The organism is Oerskovia sp. Root918 (assembly GCF_001428945.1).
Taxonomy (GTDB): Bacteria; Actinomycetota; Actinomycetes; order Actinomycetales; family Cellulomonadaceae; genus Oerskovia; species Oerskovia enterophila.
Genome location: NZ_LMJG01000015.1, coordinates 367,545 through 390,718 on the forward strand (window position 1 = coordinate 367,545; position 23,174 = coordinate 390,718).

At 72.9% G+C, this 23,174-nt stretch carries 19 protein-coding genes and 1 riboswitch; of the genes, 3 read left to right on the plus strand and 16 right to left on the minus strand.

The features are described 5' to 3' along the window. Positions 1–25: 25 nt before the first annotated feature. From ASE27_RS16830 to ASE27_RS16880, 11 genes are all read right to left on the minus strand, one after another. Positions 26–862 carry a CoA ester lyase gene (locus tag ASE27_RS16830; protein ID WP_056653046.1) on the minus strand — a complete coding sequence of 279 codons (837 nt, stop codon included), beginning with the start codon at positions 860–862 and terminating at the stop codon, positions 26–28. Further along, entirely contained in the window at positions 859–2,067 is a 1,209-nt protein-coding gene (locus tag ASE27_RS16835; protein ID WP_056653048.1) for a CaiB/BaiF CoA-transferase family protein, read from the minus strand. Before ASE27_RS16835 ends, ASE27_RS16830 begins: the two co-directional genes overlap by 4 nt. Continuing rightward, positions 2,064–4,289 (minus strand): SUMF1/EgtB/PvdO family nonheme iron enzyme, encoded by a 2,226-nt coding sequence (locus tag ASE27_RS21000; RefSeq protein WP_056653051.1) that lies wholly within the window; start codon positions 4,287–4,289, stop codon positions 2,064–2,066. Before ASE27_RS21000 ends, ASE27_RS16835 begins: the two co-directional genes overlap by 4 nt. Beyond that, positions 4,286–5,290, minus strand: a complete 1,005-nt coding sequence (locus ASE27_RS16845; protein ID WP_056653054.1) for a ribokinase — start codon at positions 5,288–5,290, stop codon at positions 4,286–4,288. The genes ASE27_RS21000 and ASE27_RS16845 overlap by 4 nt, the downstream gene beginning before the upstream one ends. After that, complete coding sequence (locus ASE27_RS16850) at positions 5,287–6,672, minus strand: ADP-ribosylglycohydrolase family protein (RefSeq protein WP_056653057.1); 1,386 nt, start codon at positions 6,670–6,672, stop codon at positions 5,287–5,289. Before ASE27_RS16850 ends, ASE27_RS16845 begins: the two co-directional genes overlap by 4 nt. Beyond that, positions 6,669–7,847 carry an ADP-ribosylglycohydrolase family protein gene (locus ASE27_RS16855; protein ID WP_056653595.1) on the minus strand — a complete coding sequence of 393 codons (1,179 nt, stop codon included), beginning with the start codon at positions 7,845–7,847 and terminating at the stop codon, positions 6,669–6,671. Before ASE27_RS16855 ends, ASE27_RS16850 begins: the two co-directional genes overlap by 4 nt. 106 nt (positions 7,848–7,953) lie before the next feature. After that, positions 7,954–9,240: an ABC transporter substrate-binding protein gene (locus ASE27_RS16860; RefSeq protein ID WP_056653060.1), complete on the minus strand. Its 1,287-nt coding sequence runs from the start codon at positions 9,238–9,240 to the stop codon at positions 7,954–7,956. Between the two features lie 89 nt (positions 9,241–9,329). After that, positions 9,330–10,157, minus strand: coding sequence for a carbohydrate ABC transporter permease (locus tag ASE27_RS16865; protein WP_056653063.1), 828 nt, complete (start codon positions 10,155–10,157; stop codon positions 9,330–9,332). Positions 10,158–10,161: 4 nt separating this feature from the next. Beyond that, positions 10,162–11,049, minus strand: coding sequence for a carbohydrate ABC transporter permease (locus ASE27_RS16870; RefSeq protein WP_231907857.1), 888 nt, complete (start codon positions 11,047–11,049; stop codon positions 10,162–10,164). Positions 11,050–11,126: 77 nt separating this feature from the next. After that, complete coding sequence (locus ASE27_RS16875) at positions 11,127–12,167, minus strand: LacI family DNA-binding transcriptional regulator (RefSeq protein ID WP_056653069.1); 1,041 nt, start codon at positions 12,165–12,167, stop codon at positions 11,127–11,129. A gap of 288 nt (positions 12,168–12,455) precedes the next feature. After that, positions 12,456–12,917 (minus strand): hypothetical protein, encoded by a 462-nt coding sequence (locus ASE27_RS16880; RefSeq protein ID WP_157257681.1) that lies wholly within the window; start codon positions 12,915–12,917, stop codon positions 12,456–12,458. Positions 12,918–13,058: 141 nt separating this feature from the next. On the opposite strand from ASE27_RS16880, the gene ASE27_RS16885 reads away from it, so the two are divergent. Both ASE27_RS16885 and ASE27_RS16890 read left to right on the plus strand, forming a co-directional pair. After that, positions 13,059–14,174, plus strand: a complete 1,116-nt coding sequence (locus tag ASE27_RS16885) for a hypothetical protein (RefSeq protein WP_157257682.1) — start codon at positions 13,059–13,061, stop codon at positions 14,172–14,174. A 90-nt stretch (positions 14,175–14,264) separates the two neighbouring features. Beyond that, positions 14,265–14,918 carry a chitinase gene (locus ASE27_RS16890; protein WP_056653080.1) on the plus strand — a complete coding sequence of 218 codons (654 nt, stop codon included), beginning with the start codon at positions 14,265–14,267 and terminating at the stop codon, positions 14,916–14,918. A 180-nt stretch (positions 14,919–15,098) separates the two neighbouring features. Here the strand turns inward: ASE27_RS16890 and ASE27_RS16895 are convergent, their stop codons facing one another. From ASE27_RS16895 to ASE27_RS16915, 5 genes are all read right to left on the minus strand, one after another. Beyond that, positions 15,099–15,746 (minus strand): nucleotidyltransferase domain-containing protein, encoded by a 648-nt coding sequence (locus tag ASE27_RS16895; protein WP_056653083.1) that lies wholly within the window; start codon positions 15,744–15,746, stop codon positions 15,099–15,101. Positions 15,747–16,082: 336 nt separating this feature from the next. After that, positions 16,083–16,202: riboswitch (SAM riboswitch) on the minus strand. A 128-nt stretch (positions 16,203–16,330) separates the two neighbouring features. Beyond that, a complete protein-coding gene (locus ASE27_RS16900; protein WP_056653599.1) occupies positions 16,331–17,365 on the minus strand; it encodes a LacI family DNA-binding transcriptional regulator in 1,035 nt (344 codons plus the stop codon). 134 nt (positions 17,366–17,499) lie between these two features. Next, complete coding sequence (locus tag ASE27_RS16905) at positions 17,500–18,441, minus strand: carbohydrate ABC transporter permease (RefSeq protein WP_082609057.1); 942 nt, start codon at positions 18,439–18,441, stop codon at positions 17,500–17,502. A gap of 2 nt (positions 18,442–18,443) precedes the next feature. Then, a complete protein-coding gene (locus tag ASE27_RS16910) occupies positions 18,444–19,406 on the minus strand; it encodes a carbohydrate ABC transporter permease (protein ID WP_082609058.1) in 963 nt (320 codons plus the stop codon). 161 nt (positions 19,407–19,567) lie between these two features. After that, on the minus strand, positions 19,568–20,881 hold the full coding sequence (locus ASE27_RS16915) for an ABC transporter substrate-binding protein (protein ID WP_056653086.1): 1,314 nt from the start codon (positions 20,879–20,881) through the stop codon (positions 19,568–19,570). Positions 20,882–21,082: 201 nt separating this feature from the next. Here ASE27_RS16915 and ASE27_RS16920 point away from each other — a divergent pair, with 201 nt between their 5' ends. Then, positions 21,083–23,152: a beta-galactosidase gene (locus tag ASE27_RS16920; RefSeq protein WP_056653093.1), complete on the plus strand. Its 2,070-nt coding sequence runs from the start codon at positions 21,083–21,085 to the stop codon at positions 23,150–23,152. The last annotated feature ends 22 nt before the right edge of the window (positions 23,153–23,174 follow it).

Genomic DNA, 23,174 nt, shown 5'->3' on the forward strand with positions numbered 1-23,174 from the left:
GGCGTGTCGCACAAGAGCTCCGCACTCAACGATGGGGCTGGGGGTCCCCCGCGACCGCGAGGACCGAGCGCGCACGCTCGACCATCGCGACGTCGAGGAACGTGCCGTCGGCGAGCGCGATCGCCCCGACCCCGCGCGCGGCCGCGGCGCCGACGCGGTCGAGCACCTCGCGCGCACGGTCGACCTCGTCGGCGCTCGGGAGGAACGCCTCGCGGATGGGGTTGAGCTGGACGGGGTGGATCGCGGTGCGTCCCAGGAAGCCGAGCGCGCGGCCCGCGCGGCACGAGGCCACGAGCCCGTCGACGTCCTTGACGTGCGTGTACGCCGACATGGACGGCGACGGCAGGCCCGCGGCCCGCGCCGCGACCACGAGGCGGCTGCGCACCCAGGCCAGCGCGCCGTCGTCGTCCACGCGCAGGTCCGAACGCAGGTCGGCCTCGCCGAGGCCGACCGACGCGACCTGGGGCGACGCCGACGCGATCTCGAACGCGCGCTCGACCCCGAGCGCCGACTCGATCAGCAGGTGCACGTCGCGCCCGGGCAGCGCGGCCGCGAGCCCGCGGACCTCGTCGGCCGACTCGACCTTGGGCACGCGCGCCCCCACGGCGAGAGGCAGCCTCGCGACCGCCGCGACGTCGTCGGCGTGCCAGGGCGTGCCGCGCTGGTTGACGCGGACCTGGACCCGGCGCGAGGTCGCCGCGAGCAGGGCGACGGCCTCGCGGCGCGCGGCCTCCTTGCCCGCGGGGGCGACCGCGTCCTCGAGGTCGACGATCACGACGTCGGCGGACGTCGCGAGCGCCTTGGCGACCCGGTCGGGGCGGTCGGCCGGGGCGTAGAGCAGCGTGAGCGGCGGGGTGCTCATACGGCCCCCGCCTCCCGCAGCGCGGCGACCCGGGCCGCGTCGAAGCCCAGCTCGCCCAGCACCTCGTCGGTGTCCGCCCCGTGGTGGCGGCCCGTGAACCCGATCACGCCGTCGTGGTCCGAGAGCCGGAACAGCGGGCCCTGCATGAGCATCGGGCCGAGCTCGGGGTCCTCGATCTCGTGGAGCGTGCCGAGCGCCTGGAACTGCGGGTCGCCCACGATGTCCTGCGCGTCGTAGATGGGCGCGACCGCGGCCTGGGCCTCCTCGAACGCGGCCACGACCTCGTCGCGCGTGCGCTCGGCGATCCACCCGCCCACGGCCGCGTCGAGCTCGTCGGCGTGCTGGGCGCGCTCGGCCCCCACCGCGAACCACGGCTCGTCGATGACCTCGGGGTGCCCGACGAGCCGCATGACGCGCTCCGCGATCGACTGCGCCGACGTCGAGACCGCGACCCACTGGCCGTCACGCGTCCGGTAGGTGTTGCGCGGCGCGTTGTTGGCCGAGCGGTTTCCCGTGCGCGGCTGCACGGTCCGCAGCTGGTCCCACCGCGTGATCTGCGGGCCGAGCATCGCGAGGATGGGCTCGATGATCGCGGTGTCGACGACCTGGCCGCGGCCCGAGCGCTCGCGGCTCTGGAGCGCGACCATGACCGCGAACGCGGTCGCGAGCGACGCGACGCCGTCGGCGAGGCCGAACGGCGGCAGGGTCGGCGGGCCGTCGGGCTCGCCCGTCATGGCCGCGAAGCCGCTCATGGCCTCGGCGAGCGTACCGAACCCGGGCCGCGAGCGGTACGGCCCCACCTGCCCGAACCCGCTGATGCGCGCGAGCACGAGGCGCGGGTTGCGGGCCGAGAGCTCGTCGTAGCCCAGGCCCCAGCGCTCGAGGGTCCCGGGGCGGAAGTTCTCGATCACGACGTCGGCCTCGGCCGCGAGCGCCAGGAAGACCTCGCGCCCGCCGTCGCTCGACAGGTTCACGGTCACGGCGCGCTTGTTGCGCCCGAGCGTCTTCCACCAGAGGTTGACGCCGTCCTTGGAGGCGCCGTGCCCGCGCGAGGGGTCGGGCTTGGTGGGGTGCTCGACCTTGATCACGTCGGCCCCCATGTCGCCCAGGTGCATGGCCGCCATGGGCCCCGCGAAGAGCGTCGAGGCGTCGACGACCTTGAGCCCCGCGAGCGCTCCGTCCTGCGGGTTGCGCGAGACGGTCATGCCGTCACCTCGTCCGTGGTCCACGCGCAGCGGAAGCCGATGCTCGAGCTGCGCGCGAGGCCCAGGCCCGGCAGGAGCAGCTTGGCGCTGAACTCGGGTCGCTGGACGCCGCCGTCGAAGTACCACTCGGAACCGGTCGACTCGTGGTCGGAGCCGCCCTTGAGCATCGCGTAGCGCGTGCGGCCGTCGCTGTGCTCGCTCTCGGTCCAGTTCCACACGACGGGCGCGCCGCGCAGCAGGCCGCCCGTCTCCCCCGCGAGCTGCCACTCGTCCTCGCTCGGGAGGCGGCCTCCGCGCCACGCGCTGTAGGCGCGCGCGTCGTCGAGGTCGACGAACGTCACCGGCTCGTCCTCGCGCCCCGCGGGCGGTCGGCCGTCCACCCAGTGCGCGAGGAACCGGTGCGAGGTCGCGGGCTGGTAGCCCGTGGCGTCGACGAACGCCGCGAACTGGTCGTTCGTGACCTCCGAGGCCGCGACCGCGACGGGCGCGGCGAGCTCGCCGTCGCGCTGGAGCGTGCGCGGGTCGTGCAGGCGCGGCGAGAGCGGCTTCCACTCCTCGACGTAGGGCGCGCCCTGGTACATCCCGGTCTCCCGGGCGCGGTAGCGCACGGTCAGGACGTAGGGCCCCGCAGGCACGACGACGACGCCCGCGTCGGGTGCGCGTGTCGCGCCCGCCTCGGGCTCGGCCGCGGGAGCGACGGCGCCGTCGGGCCCGGTGGCAGCGGCGTCGGGTGCGCCGTCAGGCCGGGGCGAGGCGTCGGGCCGGGGCGAGGCCTCGGGCCGGAAGGCCGGGGCTGTCGGCACGACGCGGCGCGCGAGCCGGTGCGGGAACCGGGCGTCCCGGCTCGCCGCGTGCTCGCGCATGTCCTCGACCAGGCCGGGGAGCCACTCGGGCTCGACGGCGCCGGGGGCGACGTGCAGGAGCGCGGCGATGCCGCGCCCCGGGACCGTGACCACGGGAGAGGTGGTGGCGCCGTCGACGTTGACGAGGCCACCAGTCGGGGCGACCGGCGCACCGGTCGGGTCGGTGGCCGTCGCGAGGCCCGTCAGGTCGACCAGGCGGCCGGCGGGCGCGGCGGTGAGGACCGGGCCCGTCCAGTCCTGCTCGCCGCGGTTGACGAGCGTCCACAGCGAGACGCCGTCGTGCGAGAAGAGCGACGCGTGCACGCCGGCCTCGCGCGCCTCGGGGGCGAGGTCGGCGAGCGGGGTCCACTCGCCGTCGAGCAGCAGGTCCTTCGCGGCGCGCTGGACCGTGACCATGCGGCGCAGGGTCGCGGCGTCGCGCTCGCTCCACCCGACCCACACCCCGAACACGACCTCCCAGACCATGACGCCCACGCCGTTGACCCAGGCGGACTGCAGCTCGTCGGTGTGGTCCCGGTTCCAGCGGCGCACGTGGTGCTGCATGTGTCGACGCTCGTACCAGTGCGCGCGCAGCACGCCCGGCACGGACGAGTCGGCGAAGAACTGCGCCCACGACGACGAGTGGTCCTCGATGCGCTCGACCGCGAGCTTGGACTCGCCCTCCAGGACGATGCCGGGGCGGGCGGCCTCGAGCCGCTCGACGAGCTCGGGCTCGGCCTTCTTCAGGGTGTCGAGGAAGACGCCGTCGGCGGGAAGGTCCGCCACGACCGCGGCGAGCTCGGTCAGGTCGTCCTCGCCCCGGCGCGTGCCCGTGTCCCAGGGGTTGTAGTCGACGAACACGTGCAGGCCCGCGGCGTGCAGGGTCGCGACCAGGCCGTCGGGGCCCGTGAGGCCCGGGACGTCGCGGTAGAAGTCCCACTGGTTGCGGTCGTCGATCCCGATCACCGGGTACGCGTGCCACAGCACCACGGCGTCGAGGCCCGCGAAACGCTCGCGGGCGTCGGCGAGGAAGCGCTCGGGCGTGAAGCGGTTCTCCTCGAACGAGTAGAGCAGCTCGTCCCACAGCCAGACCTGCGCGATCGTGAAGCAGCTCGCGGCCCAGGCGGCCCGCGGCCGCTCGTAGACCGCGCCCGTGAAGCCGTGGCGCTCGCGCGCGTCCGTGCGCCACGCCTCGAGGCGCTCGCGCCAGGCGGCCCACTCGGCGGGGTCGTCGGGGGCCGCGAAGATCTTCGCCTCGTCGAGCGCGGCAAGACCGTGCGGGGAGCCGGGCACGGCACCGGCACCGGTGGCGCCGTCGAGCGGGACGACCGTCGGCAGGTCGATGGGGCGGGGGACGAGCGGGTCGAACGTGTAGCTCATGGCAGCTGCTCCGGGTGCGCGAAGGTGGTGACCTCGTCGGCCGTGGGGACGGCGTCCTGGGCGCCCGGCCGGGTCACGGCCAGGGCACCTGCGAACGAGGCCGTCCGGGCGGCGTCCACGAGGGTGGACCCGCCCGCGAGGGCGGCGGCGAGCACGCCGCAGAAGGTGTCGCCCGCGCCCGTCGTGTCGACCGCGTCGACCCGCGGGGCCGGGACCCGGACGGGGTCCGCGCCGCGTTGCGCGACCAGGCAGCCCGCGCCGCCGAGGGTCACGACGACCGCAGGGACGCGTTCGAGGAGGACCGCGGCGAGGCGCTCGACGGGGTCGGGGCTCGCGGTCCCGGCCGGGTCGGCCGCGGAGGCCGCGGCGGCCGGTGACGCCGAACCGCCCGAGCCGGCCGGGCCGCCCGCCAGGTCGAGGGCCTCGTGCTCGTTGACGACCAGCAGGTCGAGCACGGCCCACATCTCGTCGGGCAGGTCGCGCGACGGCGCCGCGTTGAGCGCGAGGACAGCGCCGGGGCGGCGGGCCGCGGCGGCCGCGAGCACCACGTCGAGAGGGATCTCGAGCTGGGCGAGCACCACGTCGGCCGCCGCGAGGCGGTCGGCCTGCGCGGCCCCGATGCGCACGTGCGAGTTGGCACCCGGCGCGACCACGATCGCGTTCTCGCCGTCGGGCGAGACCGTGATGAGCGCGGTCCCCGTGGGGGCCTCGACGCGCTCGACGAGGTCGGTGCGCACGCCCGCCCGGTCGAGCGAGGCGAGCAGCAGCTCGCCCGGCTCGTCCCGGCCGAGCGCCCCGACGAACGACGTGTCGGCGCCTCCCGCACGGGCCGCGGCGACGGCCTGGTTCGCGCCCTTGCCGCCGGGGCTGCGGCGCAGGTCGCCGCCGAGGATCGTCTCGCCGCCACCGGGGTGGCGCGGGACGTCGACGACGAGGTCGACGTTGGCCGAGCCGACGACGACGACGCGTCCACGGCGGACCGCCTGCGAGGAACCGGTCATGCGTCGGCCCTCGCGAAGGACTCAACGACCGCCGGTGCCGTGAGGCGCAGGGCGAGCGTGCGGGCGACGAGGTCGTCGATGCGCTGCTCCCCGCCGGGGAGCGAGGTCGCGATGCGACCGTCGACCGGCCCGGTCCAGGCCTGGCCGATCCCGTCGTTCCCGCGCAGCGCGCCGACGACCCCGCCCACGGTCGCGGCGGCCGAGTCGGTGTCCCAGCCCGCGGTCACCGCGATCGAGACGCTCGCACCGAAGTCCCCCGCGCCCTTCGCCAGCGCGTAGGCGATCACGGCCACGTTGTTGAGCACGTGGACCCAGTGCAGGTCGCCGTACGCGGCGTGGATCCGGTCGAGGCCGGCGCTCACGTCGCCGTCCTGGGCTGCCGCCTCGCGGCCGAGCCGCACCGCGTGGGCGATCCGGCTGTCCGGGGGCAGCACGGTCTGGGCGGCGTCGAGCACCTCGTCGACCGTCGCGCAGACCATCGACGCGGAGGCGAGCGCCGCGGCCCACATGGCGCCGTAGACGCCGTTGCGCGTGTGGCTCAGGCGCGCGTCGGTCCAGGCGAGGCGGGCTGCGGTCCGCACGTCGCCGGGGGCCACCCAGCCCAGGACGTCGGTGCGGATGAGCGCGCCGATCCACTCCCGGAACGGGTTCTGGTGGGTCGCGGTCTCGGGCACCGGACGTGCGTCGAGGATGTTGCGGTACGCCGCGCGCTCCGCGGTGAAGACGCGCCCCGCGGGCAGGTTGTCGAGCCAGAGCTGGGCGACGTCGTCGGTCGTGAACCCCGGACCGTGCTTCTCGAGCAGCGCGAGGGCGAGGATCGGGTAGTTGAGGTCGTCGTCCTCGGGCATCCCGTCGATGTTCTCCTCGAGCGACGTGGGCGCGCTGCGCCGGTTCCACGGCCACCGCACCGCGACGTCCTCGGGCAGCCCGACGGCCGTGAACCAGGTCGTGAGCGGCCAGCGGCCCGTGGCCCGCAGGATCTCCTCGATGCCCGCGCGCGGGATCTTCTCGACCGGCTTGCCGAGCAGGCATCCCGCGGCGCGCCCCGACCAGGCGCCGTGCACACGGCGGGCGAGCTCGTCGTCGGGCACCGTGGCGAGGACCGGGGGCGCCGGGAGGAGCGCGACGATCTGCTCCCACCCGTCCGGCTCGTGCGGGGCCGGGGCCGCGGGCAGGGCGTCGAGCTCGTCGAGCAGCTCGCGCGCCAGGGCGCGCAGCGCCGGCGGCGCGGGCACGGGGCCCGCTCCGCTCACCGCCGGGGCGACCTCGCCGCCCGCGGCGGTCCACCGCTCGACGACGCCCGCGACGTCCTTGCCCTCGGTCGTCGACTGGACGAGCTCGTGCGCGAGCAGGTCCTCGGGCTGGGCCCAGGTGAGTCTCACGCCGACGCTCCCACCGTCGCGGCCTCGATCTCGTCGAGGGCACGGAGCCTGGCCTGCGCCGTCTCGCGGTCCGCACGCAGGATGTCGGACGCGACCTCGCCCATGAGGCGCCCGGTCGCGCGGACGTCGGTCCGGCTCGCGCGCTCGATCTCGTCGAGCCACTCGGTCGGCACGACCTCGGTGCCGCCGAGCCCGGCCGCGATCGCCCCGGCCATGACCGCGATCGAGTCCGCGTCGCGCCCGTAGTTGACCGCGCCGAGCACGGCACCGCGGAAGTCCCCGCGATGCCCCAGGACGAACCCGAGGGCTGCGGGCAGCTCCTCGATCGCCTTGGTGCGCGAGGGGCGGCGGGCGTCCATCGACATCTGCCGGTACTCGGGGCCCACCGAGTCGAAGGGTGCGACGACCGCACGGATCCTGCGCGCCAGGGCACGCTCCTCCTCGTCGGTCGTCGGGACCGTGGTCCAGCCGTCGAACGCGTCGACGACCGCGCGCAGCGCGGCGAGCGTCCCGTCGTGCGCGACGTCGAGCGCCGCCGCGACGACGTCGTCGAGCGTCGCGCCGGGAGCGACCGCTGCCGCGACCATCGCGGCGAACACGCCCGCGGCCTCGCGACCGTAGCTCGCCTGGTGCGCGCCCGTCAGGTCGATCGCCTCGGCGTAGGCGCCGCGCGGGTCGCCCGCGTTGGCCAGCCCGACGGGGGCCACGTACATGGCCGCGCCGCAGTTGATGATGTTCCCGACGCCAGCCTCACGGGGGTCGACGTGCCCGTAGTGCAGGCGCGCGACGATCCACTTCTCGGCGAGGAACACGCGCTGGAGGAGCAGGACCGTCGACTCGAGCTCGGGGACCCAGCGCGGCTCGCCGATCATGAGCGGGACCAGGTCCTCGGCCATCGCGTACGCGTCGAGGTGCGCGCGGCGCTTGGCGTAGACCTCGACGAGCGCCTGCGTCATGAGGGTGTCGTCCGTGATGTGCCCGTCGCCCTTGTGGTACGGCGCGATGGGGCGGGCGTCCTGCCAGTTGGGGTAGTACGGCCCGACGATGCCCGTGACCCGCCCGCCGTGCCGCTCCTCGATCTGCTCCGGCGTCCAACCTTCCGTCGCCCCGCCCAGCGCGTCGCCGACGGCTGCGCCGGTGATCACCGCCACTGCCTTCTCGTCCAGCCAGCTCACCAGGTCACTCCCTGTTCGTCGTTCGTTGATCGGGGTGACGCGGGGCCACCCGTGGTCGTCGTCCGTGCGGACGGGCGGGCTCCCGCCCGTCCGCACGGGTCGTGCACTACTTCGTGATCTCTTCCCAGCCGGTCGTCAGCTCGGTGGCCACGCCGTCGGCGTCGATCTCCTGCGCCAGGAAGCGCTGGTAGGCCGGCGTCGCGACGGTGTCCTTCCACTGCGCGTACGCGTCGACGAAGAGGTACGGCGCGGAGACGAGGTGCTGCCCCGAGGAGAGGATCACGTCCCAGCCGTTCTCGGTGCCGAGCTTGGCCGCGAGGGCCTCCTGCGCGGAGGTCGTCGCGGGGATGAGCGCGTCGGCCTCGTTGAGGGCGGCCAGGTTCTCGGTCTGCGTGAAGAACTCGATGAACTCCGCGGACTCCTCGACGTGCTCGGAGTCGATGTTCACGGACAGGGTCTGCGGGTTGGCGGCCTGCTCGGCGCCCTCCGAGCCCTCGAGCGGCGGCAGCACGATCCAGTCGAAGCCCTCGGGCGCGTCGGTCGCGATGTTCGCGGCCTGGAACGAGCCCTGGATCGTCATCGCGACCTGACCGGCGTAGAAGGTCGCGAGCGTCTCGGACCCCGTCTGGCTCAGCGTCACGGGCAGGATCGACTTGTCCTGGTACGCCATGGCGTCCACGAGCTCGGGGACCGCCATCTCGCCCTCGCCGACCGTGAGCGTCGCGTCGGCCCCGCTACCCTCGAAGAAGGTGCCGCCGAAGCCCGGCGCGAGCGCCATGTAGGCCGCGGTGGGGCTCTTGAGCCCCCAGCCCAGGCCGTACGTGCCGTCCTTGGTCGTGGCCTGCGCGATGGCGCGCATCTCGTCCCACGTCATGGTCTCGCCCGTGGGGATCGTGACGCCCGCGGCGTCGAGCAGCGTCTTGTTCGCGAACACCATGTAGGACTGGAGCTCGGTCGGGTACGCGATGATCTTGCCGTCGACCGTGACCGCGTCGAGGATCCCCTCGGGGACGTCCGAGCGGAACTCGTCGGACATGTGCTCGGTGAGGTCAGCGAGGTAGCCGTCCGCCGCGAAGGGCACGATGCTCGCGGCCTCGTAGTGGATGATGTCCGGCGCGGCACCACCGTTGAACTGCGTGATGAGCTTGTCGTAGATACCGTCCCAGCCCGCAGGGACGATCTCGACCTGGACGTCCGGGTTGGCCTCGTTCCAGTCCGAGACGATGCTCTCGGTCGCGGCGATGGCCGCGGGCTGGTCGGACAGCGACTGGAACTTCAGCGTGACCGGACCGGAGTCTCCACCGGCGTCGCTGTCCCCGCCGCTTCCGCAAGCGGTGAGGAACAGGGTGCCGATCGTGAGGCATGCGGCGATGGACGCACCACGAGTCTTCATGTGTCTGCCTTTCTGAGGCGTGGGGGTCGTGCGGGTGAGGTGGGTACTGCGGGTGAGGTGGGTACTGCGAGGGGCTGCGCGCACTGCGCTCACCCCTTGACGGCACCGGACAGGAGTCCGCCGGTGAGCCTTTTCTGCATGATGGAGAAGAAGACGATGCTGGGGATCGCCGCGAGCACGGCGCCTGCCGCGAGCGGGCCCAGCGCGACCTTGCCCTCCCCGCCGATGAACATCTTGAGCGTGATCGGCAGGGTGTAGTTCTCGGGCGACTGGAGCAGCACGAGCGCGAAGAAGAACTCGTTCCACGAGGAGACGAAGCTGAACATCGCGGTCGCGACGACGCCCGGCATGAGGAGCGGGAAGACGATCGTGCGCAGGACCGTGAGCCGGCTGGCCCCGTCCATCGAGCCGGCTTCCTCGAGCTCGATCGGGATCGAGCTCACGTAGCCCTGGAGCATCCACAGCGCGAAGGGCAGCGTGTAGGTCGTGTGGACCAGAGTCAGGCCGACCAGGCTGTCGGTCAGGCCGATGGTCCGCAGGATGAGGAACAGCGGCAGGATGATGAGGATGACGGGGAACACCTGGCTGACCAGGATCCACCCGACCCCCATGCCGCGGACCAGGCCCTTGAGCCGGGCCAGGACGTACGCGCCGGGCAGCGCGATGAGGAGCACGAGCGCGGTCGAGACGAGCGCCACGACCGTGGAGTTCCACGCCGAGCGCACGAGCCCCTGACGCTCGAGCGCGGCCGAGTAGTTGCCCCACTCGATGTCCTGCGGGACGAGGCTCACGCTGAGCGAGTTGAGCTCTCCCGACGACTTGAGCGACGCCGAGATGAGCCACAGCAGCGGGAAGCCGAGGAAGACGATGTAGAAGCACAGCGCCACGTACTGGGCGGGCCGGACGAGATGACGCATCAGATCACTTCCCCGTGCTGTCGCGGTCTTGGCGGAACTGGGACCACAGGTAGATCGCGAGCAGGAGGACGACGACGACCACGAGCACCACGCCCATGGCGGCCGCGTAGCCGATGTTCCTGTTCTTGAACGCCTCGAGGTACGTGTAGAGCATCGGCAGCATGGTGCGGCCGCCCGGTCCGCCCTCGGTCAGCACGTAGACCAGCGAGAAGGAGTTGAAGTTCCAGATGAAGTTGAGCGAGGTGATCGACGTGATGATCGGGCGCAGGCTGGGCAGCGTGACCGCGGTGAAGCGGCGCCAGGCGTTCGCGCCGTCGATCGACGCGGCCTCGTGGAGCTCGTCGGGGATCTGCTGGAGGCCCGCGAGCAGCGTCACGGTCGTCTGCGGCATGCCGACCCAGATGCCCACGACGATCACGGCGGGCAGCGCGGTCGAGAAGTCCGCGAGCCAGTTGATGTCGTCCGGCAGCCCGATGCTCCCCAGGAACGCGTTGAGCGGCCCGGCGTTGGGCGAGTAGATCATCCGCCACATGATCGCGACGACCACGGGCGGCATGGCCCACGGGATGAGCGCGAGGACGCGGGTCAGGCCCTGGAGCTTGAGGTCGGAGTTGAGCAGGAGCGCGAGCCCCATGGCCGCGACGAGCTGGAGCACCGTCACGGAGACGGCCCAGATCATGCCGATCCGGAACGAGTCCCAGAAGAACGAGTTGTCGGCCAGACGGACGAAGTTGTCCATCCCGACGAACGTGTACTCGGGGTTGCGGACCAGGCGGGCGTCGGTGAACGCGAGCCCCACGCCGACCAGGAGGGGCGCGACGCTCAGGACGAGGATCGGGAGCAGCGACGGGATGACGAGGGCGATGGCCTCGCGCCGCTTCGCGCGTGCCATCCCTCCGGTCCTGCCCGGGCTGCGCCGCGGGGGTGTCGGGGTGGACGGCCGGGGGCCGGCCTCCACGGTGGTCGCTGTCATGACTTCTCTCCGTCGAGTGCGTCGGTCGGGCGGGTGGACTCGCGGACGAGGAGCGTCGGCCCCACGTCCACGTGCCGGGTCTCCTGGGCGGTGCCCTCGACCAGGCCGAGCATGATCTGCGCGGCGCGCCGACCACGTTCGGCCGAGCCCAGGGAGACGCTCGTGAGGCTCGGGTAGAACACGCGGCCGATCTCGGTGTCGTCCATGCCGGTCACGGCGAGGTCGGTCGGGACGTCGAGGCCGCTCTGCCGGGCTGCGTGCATGGCGCCGATCGCGAGCAGGTCGTTGGCAGCGACGATCGCGTCGAGGCCGCCTCCGCCCGCGCCGCGCTCGATGAGCCTGGTCGCCGCCGCGAGGCCGGCCGCGACCGTGAAGTCCTCCGCGATCTCGACGTCGACGCGCTCCGCCGAGAAGCCCGGGGCGGCGACCGCGGCGTCGAAGCCTCGCTGGCGGGCCTCACCGGGGGTCGTGTCGAGGGGGCCGTTGAGGAAGGCGATCCGGCGCCGGCCGATGTCGAGCAGGTGGGTCACGGCCTGGCCGATCCCGCCGGCCGAGTCGGTCGAGACCGAGTCGATGCCGCGGGCACCGAGAGAGCGTCCGATGACCACGACGGGCACCGCCGACTGCCGGATCTCCTCGACCAGCTCCTCGCTCATGCGCAGGGGGCTGAGGATGATCCCGTCGACCATGCCGCTCGCGAGGCTGCGCACGAGGTCCGTGGTCGAGTGCGCGGTGTCGCCGGTCGTCGTGACGACGACGCGGTAGCCGTAGGGCGCGACGACCGCGTGGATCGCCGACATCATCTCGACGTAGACCTGGTTGCCGATGTCGGCGACCGCGAAGGCGATCTGGAACGTGCGCCGCATGCGCAGCGAGCGCCCGACGGCGTCGGGGCTGTACCCGAGCTCGTCGGCGGCTGCGCGCACCCGCTCGACCATGGCCTTGCTGGCTCCGGACCCGTGCAGCGCTCGGGAGGTCGAGGCGAGCGACACCCCGGCGCGCTCGGCGACCTCGTTCAACGTTGCACGTGACGCCATCGGTTTCTTCCCTCTCCGTCGAAGGTGGTGCTGGGTTCTCGTTCTGGAAACGTTTCCAAGTTCACGGTGCGAAACATGCTGGAAACGTTTCCGGATGGGAGGCACTCTTGCACGCGGCTTCCGGAGGTGTCAACCGGCTCGGTGCGCTCTCACCCGCGACGCGTCAGCGCCGGGCGACCGCCGACCCGACGGCGGAACTCACCTTCCGCGGAGCCGTGCCTGACGGCGGAACTCACCTTCCGCGCGGAAGGTGCGCTCCGGCGTCGGGCGAGCAGGGGGTCGAACGGCTCAGCGCCGGACCGCGAACGCCGCGAGCGAGAGCGCGACGGCGTCCTCCGTGACGGCGGCGGGCCAGTCCGGGCCCTTCCCGACCCACGCGGCCCGCCACGCCGCCCCGCCCCAGGTCGCGGCCGCGCCACCCGCCGCGCCGAGCAGCACGGGCAGGAGCACGCCGACCTCGGCCCGGCGGGCGAGCACGAGGGCCCCGATCGCGCCGGACGCCATGCGGGTCGCGGGGCCGGGCGGTTCGAGGCGCGACCCCGCTCCCGGCAGCTTGTCGCCCAGGAGCTCACCGACGATCCCGAGCCCCGCGACCACCTTGGCCACGGTGGCCCCCCGGCCCGTGGCCGACGAGGTGAGCAGGGGCGGCGCAACTCCCAGCGAGGCACGGCTCCCCGCAGCGGTGCCGATCGCCAGGGACCGCACGAGGACGTCGACGGGGAAGCGGGAGGTGCCGCGCTCAGGATGCATGCCTCCCACGATCCGGGCGGGCGGCCCGACCGGCAACCGCACGAGCAGCCGCGCACCCGGCCGCGCGCGCCCGCGCACGGGCCTCCGCACCGTTCCCGGAGTCCGGGCGGGCGCCTCATCTGCGTCCGCTACCCTCGCGGGATGCCGATGACGTCTCGCCGAGAACCTGCCGTCCTCGTCGCCGGGCTCCTCACGTCGGTCCTGTGGGTCGGGAGCGCGGTGCTGAGCGACCGGGTGGACGTGACCGTCACGGGGCAGACGATCCTCGCGGCCCTGCTCGCGGGGGCGGTGGTCGTCGCGCTGACCTATCTCGCGACGCGACGCCTCCCCCCTCGCACGGGAACACCGGCGGTGTTCCTCGGTTCCTGGTTCGCGGTCGTCGTGGGCGGTGCCGCGGGCGCGGTCGCCGACGTCGTCGCCGACGTCACGTTCCCCTCCCCCGAGAACCCGGCGTTCCTCCTGCTCACGGCGTCGTTCGACGGCGGCTCGTGGGGGCTGGCCGCCGGGTGGCTCGTCGGGCTCGTCGCGGTCGGCACCCTGGGCCTCACGAGCCGCCGCGACCCGGCCTCGCTCCCGGCCACGCGTCGCGCGCGCAAGCCGTTGCGGGCCCGCGCCTACCCGACGGTGCTCGTCGCGGGCGGCGTGGGGGCGCTCGTCTGGGCGAGCGTCGGCGCCGCAGGGTCGTGGCTCGTGTGGCACCGCAGCGCGCGCGGCCCGGTCGACCTGCTGGCTGAGGTGACCTCGGGGGCGATGGCCTGGCGTTTCACGGCCGGCCGGACCGTGGTCGAGCCGCTCGAGGTCGGTCTGGCGGTGCTCGTGGGGCTCGTCGTCGCGGGGGGCACGTGGCTCGCGACCCGGCGGCTGCCGCCGCGCGCGAGCCGCTGGAGCCTGGTGCTCGCGGTCTGGTTCGTCACGATCTCGGCGTCGTCGGTGGCTGCGGCGTCGCGTTCGGTCACGGCCTTCGCGGTGGGCGAGCTGCGTTCGACGACGCTCAACCTGGCGTTGTCCTCGGTCCAGGCGAGCATCTTCTGGCCCCTCGTCCTCGGCTGGTCGGCAGGGCTCGTCGCGGCCCTCGTCTACCGCGCGACGGGTGGCGAGCCGGGCGGGGTGCCGGCTGCCGATCCGGCCGGGAGCACCTCGGTCGAGGGGCGCGTGGAGCCGGTGGCCACAGCCGGCACGATCGGCGCGACGCCCGGTGATGACCTCCCCCGGAGCACCCTGCACACCGATGCCGAGGAGCCCGCACCCGTCCCCTAGGGTGACCGCGGAGACGCCGTCCGGCCGTCGCGGCTCGTCGTCGAGCCGCGACCCCGCGGCTGGCCGGGATCAGTGACGAGAGGGTGGCTCATGGCTGAGACAGGTTCGACGAGCGGCATCACGACGTGCTTCGTGGTGACGGAGGCGCAGTTCGAGGAGATGTTCCCGGACCGCAACCCGTTCTACACGTACGAGGGCCTGGTCGCGGCGACCGCGGCGTACCCGGAGTTCGCGACGTCGGGCGGGCCGGTGGTCGCGGCCCGCGAGGCTGCGGCGTTCCTCGCGAACGTGAGCCACGAGAGCACGGGGCTGCTGCACGTGAGCGAGCTCAACACGGCCGTGTACTCGCACTACTGCGACCCGTCGCAGCCGTACGGGTGCCCCGCGGGCCAGGACGCGTACTACGGCAAGGGGCCCATCCAGCTCTCGTGGAACTTCAACTACAAGGCCGCGGGTGACGCCCTGGGCATCGACCTGCTGAACGACCCGTACCTGGTCGAGACCGACGCGACCGTCGCCTGGAAGACCGCGCTCTGGTACTGGAACACGCAGCCGGGCGAGGGCACCATGACGTGCCACGAGGCGATCGTCGGGGACCACGGCTTCCGCGAGACGATCCGCGCGATCAACGGCCCGCTCGAGTGCGAGGGCGGCAACCCGCGCCAGGTCGCGAACCGGGTCGCGCTGTTCCGCCGCTACGCCGAGCTCCTGGGCACCACGACGGGCGAGAACCTGACCTGCTGAGGTCCGTTGCCCGACGGCGGAGCGCGACGCCCGCCGTCGGGCGCGGCTCTGCGCGGCACGGGCGGGTGCAGTGCGGCTCGGCGGGTGCAGTGCGGCTCGGCGGGTGCGGAGCGGGCCTGGGCGGGTGCACGGCGGGCCTGGGCGCGGGGACGCGGTTCGGCTCCGCCTGCCCGCCAGCAGTCAGTCGGGGAGGACGACGAGGGGCAGGTGCTCGTGCACGGGTGGCCCGAGCACCTGGTCGGCGTCGTGCGCCCACCGCTCGAGGGCCCCGGGGCGGTCGCGCTCGGCGTCGAGCCACGCGATCGTGCGGAGGTGGACGTCCACGTCGTTGCCGGTCCAGGATCCTGCGTCGCGGCGCAGCTGGTCGGTGAGCTCGTCGGCGATCCACGTCGGAAGGTCGTCGGGGACCACGACGAGGAGGTCCAGGTCGTCGGCCGCGGTGCCGTCGCCGCGAGCGGCCGAGCCGACGACAGCGACGCCGATCGACCGTCGACGGCCGTCGTCCCGCACGACCTGATGAAGCAGCTCGTCGATGCGTCGGCGCAGCTCGCACCAGGGGTGCAGCGCGTCGAAGAGCGCCTCGATCGCGGGCCAGCACAGGTGGTCGCGGTTGACCTGGAAGTAGTTCGTCGACCCGATGGTCCGCCGCTGGACGATCCCTTGCCGTTCAAGCCGCGCGAGGGCGCGACGAACCCCTTCCGACGATCCGGAGTGCGCGACGCGATGCACCTGCCCACCCGTGAGCTCGCCCTGACGGTTCCAGAGCGCACGCAGGACGGGCCCCTCGAGCCCGGGCACGACCGCCGAGACCGGGCTGCTCCAGTCCATCTGCTCCCCCTGAGTCCTGATCTCCTCCACGAGGCAGAGCGGCCGCAGCGTGGCGTCGCCGCTCACCACGAGGCCCCGGGGGGAGGGTGCGGTTTCTCTGTAGCCACCACAATTGTTGTGGCTACAGAGAAAACACACCCTCCCCTCCCCCGGTTCAACGTCGTCGCCCGACCGTCCGAACGCCTCACGGACAGGATGGCTGCTCCGGACGGCACGCGGAGCGAAGGCCAGGGATCTGTGGACAACACGCCCACCGCAGGCAGTCGGCGACCTGAGCCGACCGGGCGCAGCGGCGGCCTCAGGGCAAGGGTCGAGGCCACGATGAACGCGACCTCGACCTCGCACTTCCCGAAGGCCCGGATGCCGGGTCGGGCGGGTCTTCCTCAGAGGCACCGTGCGCGGGAACGCGGTTGCCGGACCGGCACGCGGAGGGCGTATCGCCGGTCACTCGTGACCGATGCCCACCCTGCCAGACGGGACACACAAGGACAAATCACCCCGGCGCGCCACGGCGCACCCCTGTGCCCGAGCGCCTCGGTGCCCGTCGCGCACGACCGCGACTGGCCGGGCGAGGCCGAACCTCCCTAGGCCGAGTCCCGCACCACGAGCGACGTCGGCAGCGTGATGGCCGCAGGCTCCTGGCCCTCCACGACCTCGAGCAGCAGCCGCACCATCTCGGCGCTGATGCGCTCGAAAGGCTGCCGCATGGTCGTCAGCGCCGGGTGGAGCGACGCCGCGACCCCCGAGTCGTCGAACCCGCCCACGGCCACGTCCCCGGGCACGCTCCGCCCCGTGGCCTGGAGCGCGACGAGCGCCCCCGCCGCCATGAGGTCCGACGCCACGAACACGGCGTCGAGGTCAGGGCGCCGCTCGAGCAGCTCGGCCATCGCGAGCCGGCCCCGCTCGCGCGAGTAGTCGCCGTGCGCGACGAGCGACTCGTCGAACCGGTCGCCCAGCGCGTCGCGGTACCCGTCGAGGCGCAGCGTCCCGCCCGGGGTGTCGAGCGGACCTGTGATCGTCGCGATGCGCGTGCGCCCCGAGTCGAGCAGGTGCTGCGTCATGGTGCGCGCCCCGGCCCGGTCGTCGGCCGCGACGTACCCGACGCGCCCCTCGTACCCGAGCGGGACACCGCAGGCGACCGTCGGGACCTTCTGCTTGAGCAGCTCGGCCAGCATCGGGTTGCCCTGGTGCGAGCTGATGAGCAGGACGCCGTCGACGTGCCCCGCCGCGACGTACCCACCGATGCGGCGACGCTCCTCGGGGGTCCCCGCGACCATGAGCAGCAGCGGCATCTCGCGCTTCGCGAGCTCCTCGGCCGCGCCCCGCAGCAGGATCGAGAAGTTGGGGTCCTCGAACAGCAGGTGCTGCGGCTCGGTCAGCAGGAACGCGATCGAGTTCGACCGCCCCGTCACGAGGCTGCGCGCGTGCTGGTTCGCGGCGTACCCCGTGGTCCGAATCGCCTCGTTGACCGCCGCGAGGGCATCGGGAGAGACCCAGTGGCCACCGTTGATCACGCGGGACACGGTCCCGCGCGAGACGCCCGCGACGTCCGCGACGTCGCGGATCGTGGGGCGACGCTTCGCCCCGTTGCCCGACGCCGCCGCCCGCCTCTCGCGCACGAGTCCGGCGCCCGCCCCCGCACCCGGGGAGGTGCCGCGCGCGGCTTCGCGACCGTCCTCGCGCACGGCGTCGACGGGCTGGGGTACGACGTCGTTCCCGGACTGCTCCACGACACGTGAGTCTAGGGACATCCTCAGGCCTTGACCGCGCCGGCGGCGAGGTCGACCTGCCAGTAGCGCTGCAGCAGGAGGAACAGGGCCACGAGCGGGACGATCGACAGCAGCGCGCCCGTGATCACGAGCGTGTACAGCGCGGGCTGCGACGCCCCCTGGTTCAGCAGACCCGACAGCCCGACCGTGAGCGGGAAGAGCTTGTCGTCGCCGAGCATGATGTACGGCAGCATGAAGTTGTTCCAGATCGCGACGAACTGGAAGAGGAACACCGTGACCAGGCCGGGCGCCATCATGGGCATCGCGACCTGCGCGAACGTCCGGAGCTCACCGGCGCCGTCGGTCCGGGCGGCCTCGACGATCTCGTCGGGGATCGACGCCCCCGCGTAGATACGGGCGAGGTAGATCCCGTACGGGCTGATGATGCTCGGCAGGAGCACGGCCCAGTAGGTGTTGGTCAGACCGGCCTGGGCCAGGAGCAGGTACTGCGGGATCGCGAGCACCACACCGGGCACGAGCACGCCGGCGAGCAGCATGTTGAAGACCGCCGTCTTCCCGCGGAAGCGGTACTTCGCGAGCGCGTAGCCCGCCATCGCGGAGACGACGACCGACAGCAGCCCGCCGATGCCCGCGTAGAGGGCCGTGTTCGCCATCCACCGCCAGAACAGACCGCCGCGGTAGGCGTTGAGGTCGGACACGTTGTCCAGGAAGTGCGAGGACGGCGCGAACGTGAAGGTCGAGAACAGCTCGCTCCCCGACTTGGTCGAGGCCACGACGACCCACAGCACGGGCAGCAGGCAGTACAGGGCGCCCACGAGCAGGATCGCGGTCGCGGTCCCGCTCGGGCGCTCGCCCGCGGACCGGTGGCCCGTCCGCGGAGCCTTGCGGGACTTCTTGACGACCGCCCCGGGGCGCGCGTCGAAGGTCTCGGCGACGAGGGCGGTCTCAGCAGCGTCGGTAGTCATGGTCACTTCTCCTGACCGAAGGCACGGCTCTGCACGAGGCGCAGGAACCCGAACGAGAGGACGAACGTCGCGACGGCGATGATGACCGAGGTCGCGGCCGCCGAGTACAGGTCACCGCGGATGAACGCGTCGCGGTACACCTTCATGAGCGGGGTCCACGTGCTGGAGATCGTGTTGCTGAGCGGCTTGAGGGTCGTGGGCTCGGCGAACACCTGCAGGGTCGCGATCATCGAGAAGACGAACGTCATGATGATCGACGGGACGACGATGGGGATCTTGATCCGCCACGCCATGCCGATCTGGTTGCAGCCGTCGAGCTCGGCGGCCTCGTACAGCTCGGACGGGATCGCGCGCAACGACGTGTAGATCACGACCATGTTGAACCCGACGCCACCCCACACCGCGATGTTCGCGACCGCGAAGATCACCAGGTCCGACGAGAACAGGGACGGGACGTCCCAGCCGAGCCGGTCGAACACGTAGTAGAAGGGGCTCACGCCCGGCAGGTAGAGGAAGCCCCAGAGGAGCGACGAGATCACGGCGGGCACCGCGTAGGGCAGGAAGATCGAGATCCGCGAGAACTTGGTGGCCCGCGACCGGCGCGAGTCGAGCAGCAGCGCGAAGAGCAGCGCGAGGCCCAGCATGGTCGGCACGACGATCACGCCGTAGAGCGCGACGCGCCCCACGGACGCGAGGAACTCCGGGTCGGCAAGCGACGCCGCGTAGTTCGCGAACCCGTTCCACACCTCGGTCCGAGCCCCCGACCCCAGGCCCAGCCCGCTGACCTTCTCGGTCCGGAAGCTCAGGTAGACCGCGTACGCGATGGGCAGCGCGAGGAAGAGGACGAACAGCACGATCGCCGGGGCGAGGAAGCCCCAGGGGGCTGCCTGGCGCCGGGACGCACCCGGTCGGCGGCGTCGCGCCGCGGGGGGCGCGCTGGGCCGCACTGGCGTGGTCGTGGTCACGATCTCTCCTCGGAAGGTCTCCGCCGGACGGGGGCAGGCGGCTGCTGAAGCACGGAGCGGAAGGGGTGGTGCGGGCGCCCGTCGGGGCTCCCGGTGCCGCCGCTCGGGGCGAGCGACGGGCGAGGCGGCCGCCCGGACGAACCGGGCGACCGCCGTCGGGCCTATTCCTTGACGTTGAAGCCGGAGCTCTTCAGGTCCTCGAGCGTGACCTTCTGCATGGCCTCGACCGCAGCGGTGAACGCGGCCTGCGACTTCGCCTCGGTGGCCTTGCCGAACTCGTCGTTGTACGCCGAGTAGGTGACGTTGACGTTGGGGCCGTACGTGAAGCTGCCCGCGGTCTTGGCCGTCTGGGCCGCGATCTCGTAGAAGTCGGGCTGGTTCGCGAAGAACGTCGGGGGCTCGGAGAGCGCCTCGGCCGACGCGGGGATGTTCGCCGGGTAGATCCCGGTCTGGTCGACGAGGAGGTCGACGCCCTCCTGCGACGAGTTGAGCCACGTGATGAACTGCGCGGCCTCCGCGGGGTGCTTCGACTGGCTCGTCACGGCCGTGGCGGAACCGCCCCAGTTGCCCGTGGCCGGCTTCGCGGCGTCCCACTGCGGCATGGGGGCCATCTTCCACAGACCCGCGGTGTCGGGGGCGTTGCCCTCGAGGACGCCCGGCGCCCAGATGGCCGAGAGCCAGCCGATCTGCGTGCCGTTGTTGAGCGCGGCGTTCCACTCGGGGGTGTACATGGGCTTGTTGTCGATCACGCCGGACTCGACGAGACCGCCCCAGTAGTCAGCGACCTTGAGCGTCGCCTCGTCGTCGACCGCGACGGTCCACGCGTCCCCGTCGATGCCCCACCAGGAGGCGCCGGCCTGCTGCGAGAGGCCCGTGAACCAGCCCGCGTCGGTCGCCGAGAACGTGCCGAGGTACTTGGTCGGGTCGGCGGCCTGCAGGGCGGCGGCCGTCGCGGCGTACTCGTCCCACGTCGTGGGGACGGTCAGGCCGAGCTGCTCGAAGATGTCGGCGCGGTAGTAGAACTGCATGGGGCCCGAGTCCTGCGGCACGGCGTAGACCGCGTCGGAGCCGAGGGTCACGTCGTTCCAGACGCCCTCGGGGAACTGGTCCGCCAGGTCCGCGACCTCTCCCGAGATGTCGGCGAGCGCGTCGGCCGAGACCAGCGTGGGGATCTTCTGGTACTCGGTCTGCATGATGTCGGGCGCACCGCTGCCCGCCTTGACCGCGGTCAGCAGCTTGGTGATGGCGGGGTCACCGCCGTCCTGCTTGTTGACCGTGACCTGGATGTCGGGGTTCGCCGCGTTCCAGGTCTCGACGACCTTGTCCACGTTCGGCGCCCAGGTCCAGAAGGTCAGCTCGACCGGTCCGTCGGCCGCCGGGGCGTCGGAACCGCCGCTGCCCGAGCTGCAAGCGGTCATCAGTAGTGCGGCGGAGGCGATGATCGCCGCTGCCTTCGTGCCTGTGGACAGGCGCATGAGGTCCTCCTCGTCAAGGAACCATCGCGCTTCTCGCCAGGGCTTGGGCCAGGGCGACTCACGACAGTGTGGGGCTGTGCACGGTCACAGTACTCACGCCCAGCATGGTCTTGTCAACATCATGTTTCATGCTGTTACCTAGGTGTTGCACGGTCGATCACACCTGTGATCGTGCACAGCGACGTGTTTCGAGGAGAGCGCATGACTTCCGCCAAGCCCCGCCCGGTCGGCCCCGTCTACGACGGCTGGCTGCCTGGCGTCGACGCGATCTGCTACGGCGGTGACTACAACCCCGAGCAGTGGCCGGAAGAGGTCTGGGAGCAGGACGTCGCGCTGATGCGCGAGGCCGGGGTGAACCTCGTGAGCATCGGGATGTTCAGCTGGGCGCTCATGGAGCCCCGTGAGGGAGAGCTCGACCTCGCGTGGCTCGACCGCCTGTTCGACCTGCTCCACGCGCACGGCATCCGCGTCGACCTCGGCACCCCCACGGCGTCGCCGCCGGCCTGGTTCTTCCACGCCTACCCCGAGTCGCGCGTCGTGACCCGCGACGGGACGGTCCTGGGGTTCGGCTCGCGCGGCATGGTCTCGCCCAGCTCGCCCGACTACCGCCGCGCGTGCGTCCGCATCACGACCGCGCTCGCCGAGCGCTACGGATCGCACCCCGCGCTCGCCCTGTGGCACGTGCACAACGAGTACGGCGCGCCCGTCTCGGACGACTACTCGCCCGCGAGCGCCACCGCCTTCCGCGAATGGCTGCGCGAGCGCTACGGCGACCTCGAGGGTCTGAACGCCGCATGGGGCACCCGGTTCTGGGGCCAGGTCTACGGCGAGTGGGAGCACGTGGGCGTGCCGGCCGTCGCAGCCTCGGTCGTCAACCCCGCGCAGCGCCTGGACTTCGCCCGCTTCACCAACGACGCGCTGCTGGCGTGCTTCGTCGCCGAGCGCGACGCGATCCGCGCCCGTTCGTCGGTGCCGGTCACGACCAACTTCATGGCGGGCGAGTGCCCGTCGACCGACCTGTGGGCCTGGGCCCGCGAGGTCGACATCGTCTCGAACGACCACTACCTGCGGGCAGCGGACCCGCGCAACGAGGTGGGGCTCGCGCTGGCTGCGGACCTGACGCGCTCGGTCGCGGGCGGCAAGCCGTGGATGCTGCTCGAGCACTCGACGTCCGGCGTGAACTGGCAGCCGCGCAACGTCGCCAAGCGTCCGGGCGAGATGGCGCGCAACGCGTTCTCGCACCTGGGCCGCGGGGCCGACGCGATCATGTTCTTCCAGTGGCGGGCCTCGCGCTCGGGGGCCGAGAAGTTCCACTCGGCGATGCTCCCGCACGCGGGGACGGGCAGCCGCGTGTGGCGCGAGGTCGTGGCGCTGGGCGCCGAGCTCGGCGCGATCGGCGAGCTCCGCGGGTCGCGCGTGCACGCCGACGTCGCGATCCTGTGGGACCCCGAGTCGTTCTGGGCGCAGGACCTCGAGTGGCGCCCGAGCGTGGACGCGCAGCACCGCGAGCGCGTCGACGCGTTCTACGACCGGTTCTGGCGCGACGGCGTCCAGGTGGACTTCGCGCACCCTGGGCAGGACCTGTCGGGCTACCGCCTGGTCGTCGCGCCCGCGTCGTACCTGCTGACCGAGGAGTCGGCCGAGAACCTCACGCGCTACGTCGAGGGCGGCGGCACGCTCCTGGTCTCGTACTTCTCGGCCGCGGTCGACGAGCACGACGCGGTGCACCCGGGCGGCTTCGTGGCCCCGCTGCGCCGCGCGCTCGGGCTCACGGTCGAGGAGTTCCTGCCCCTGCGGGAGGGCGAGTCGCTGAGCGTCGCGCTCGACGGCGGAGAGGTCGCGCCGGCACTGACCGGCGCCCTCCCCGGGGACGTGTGGGCCGACGACATCACGCTCGAGGGCGCGCAGGTCGTGGGCTCGTACGTCGACGGCCCGGCCCCGGGCGCCCCCGCGATCACGCGGCACACGCTCGGCGAGGGCACGGGCTGGTACGTCTCGACGCGCCTCGACGTCGCCGCGCTGAGCACGCTCCTGGGCGCCGTCTACGCGGACGCGGGACTGGCGCCGTCGGGCCTGCCGGAGGGCTTCGAGGTGGTGCGCCGCCGCGGCGAGGACGCCGAGTACGTCGTCGCGATCAACCACACCACGCACGAGGTCCAGCTCCCCTCGCTCCCCGACGGGACCACCGACCTCGTGACGGGCGAGGCCGCGCCGGGCGCCGCGACCGTGGCCCCGGGGGCCGTGCGCGTGCTGCGTTCGCCGCTCGCCTGAGGATCGCCCCTGCTCTCCCGCG

Coding starts and splice junctions, on each gene's coding strand:
- ASE27_RS16830 (WP_056653046.1), bottom strand. CDS start 862: ATGAGCACCCCGCCGCTCACGCTGCTCTACGCCCCGGCCGACCGCCCC.
- ASE27_RS21000 (WP_056653051.1), bottom strand. CDS start 4,289: ATGAGCTACACGTTCGACCCGCTCGTCCCCCGCCCCATCGACCTGCCG.
- ASE27_RS16895 (WP_056653083.1), bottom strand. CDS start 15,746: ATGGACTGGAGCAGCCCGGTCTCGGCGGTCGTGCCCGGGCTCGAGGGG.
- ASE27_RS16915 (WP_056653086.1), bottom strand. CDS start 20,881: ATGCGCCTGTCCACAGGCACGAAGGCAGCGGCGATCATCGCCTCCGCC.
- ASE27_RS16905 (WP_082609057.1), bottom strand. CDS start 18,441: ATGACTACCGACGCTGCTGAGACCGCCCTCGTCGCCGAGACCTTCGAC.
- ASE27_RS16880 (WP_157257681.1), bottom strand. CDS start 12,917: ATGCATCCTGAGCGCGGCACCTCCCGCTTCCCCGTCGACGTCCTCGTG.
- ASE27_RS16875 (WP_056653069.1), bottom strand. CDS start 12,167: ATGGCGTCACGTGCAACGTTGAACGAGGTCGCCGAGCGCGCCGGGGTG.
- ASE27_RS16860 (WP_056653060.1), bottom strand. CDS start 9,240: ATGAAGACTCGTGGTGCGTCCATCGCCGCATGCCTCACGATCGGCACC.
- ASE27_RS16890 (WP_056653080.1), top strand. CDS start 14,265: ATGGCTGAGACAGGTTCGACGAGCGGCATCACGACGTGCTTCGTGGTG.
- ASE27_RS16920 (WP_056653093.1), top strand. CDS start 21,083: ATGACTTCCGCCAAGCCCCGCCCGGTCGGCCCCGTCTACGACGGCTGG.
- ASE27_RS16865 (WP_056653063.1), bottom strand. CDS start 10,157: ATGCGTCATCTCGTCCGGCCCGCCCAGTACGTGGCGCTGTGCTTCTAC.
- ASE27_RS16870 (WP_231907857.1), bottom strand. CDS start 11,049: ATGGCACGCGCGAAGCGGCGCGAGGCCATCGCCCTCGTCATCCCGTCG.
- ASE27_RS16845 (WP_056653054.1), bottom strand. CDS start 5,290: ATGACCGGTTCCTCGCAGGCGGTCCGCCGTGGACGCGTCGTCGTCGTC.
- ASE27_RS16885 (WP_157257682.1), top strand. CDS start 13,059: ATGCCGATGACGTCTCGCCGAGAACCTGCCGTCCTCGTCGCCGGGCTC.
- ASE27_RS16835 (WP_056653048.1), bottom strand. CDS start 2,067: ATGACCGTCTCGCGCAACCCGCAGGACGGAGCGCTCGCGGGGCTCAAG.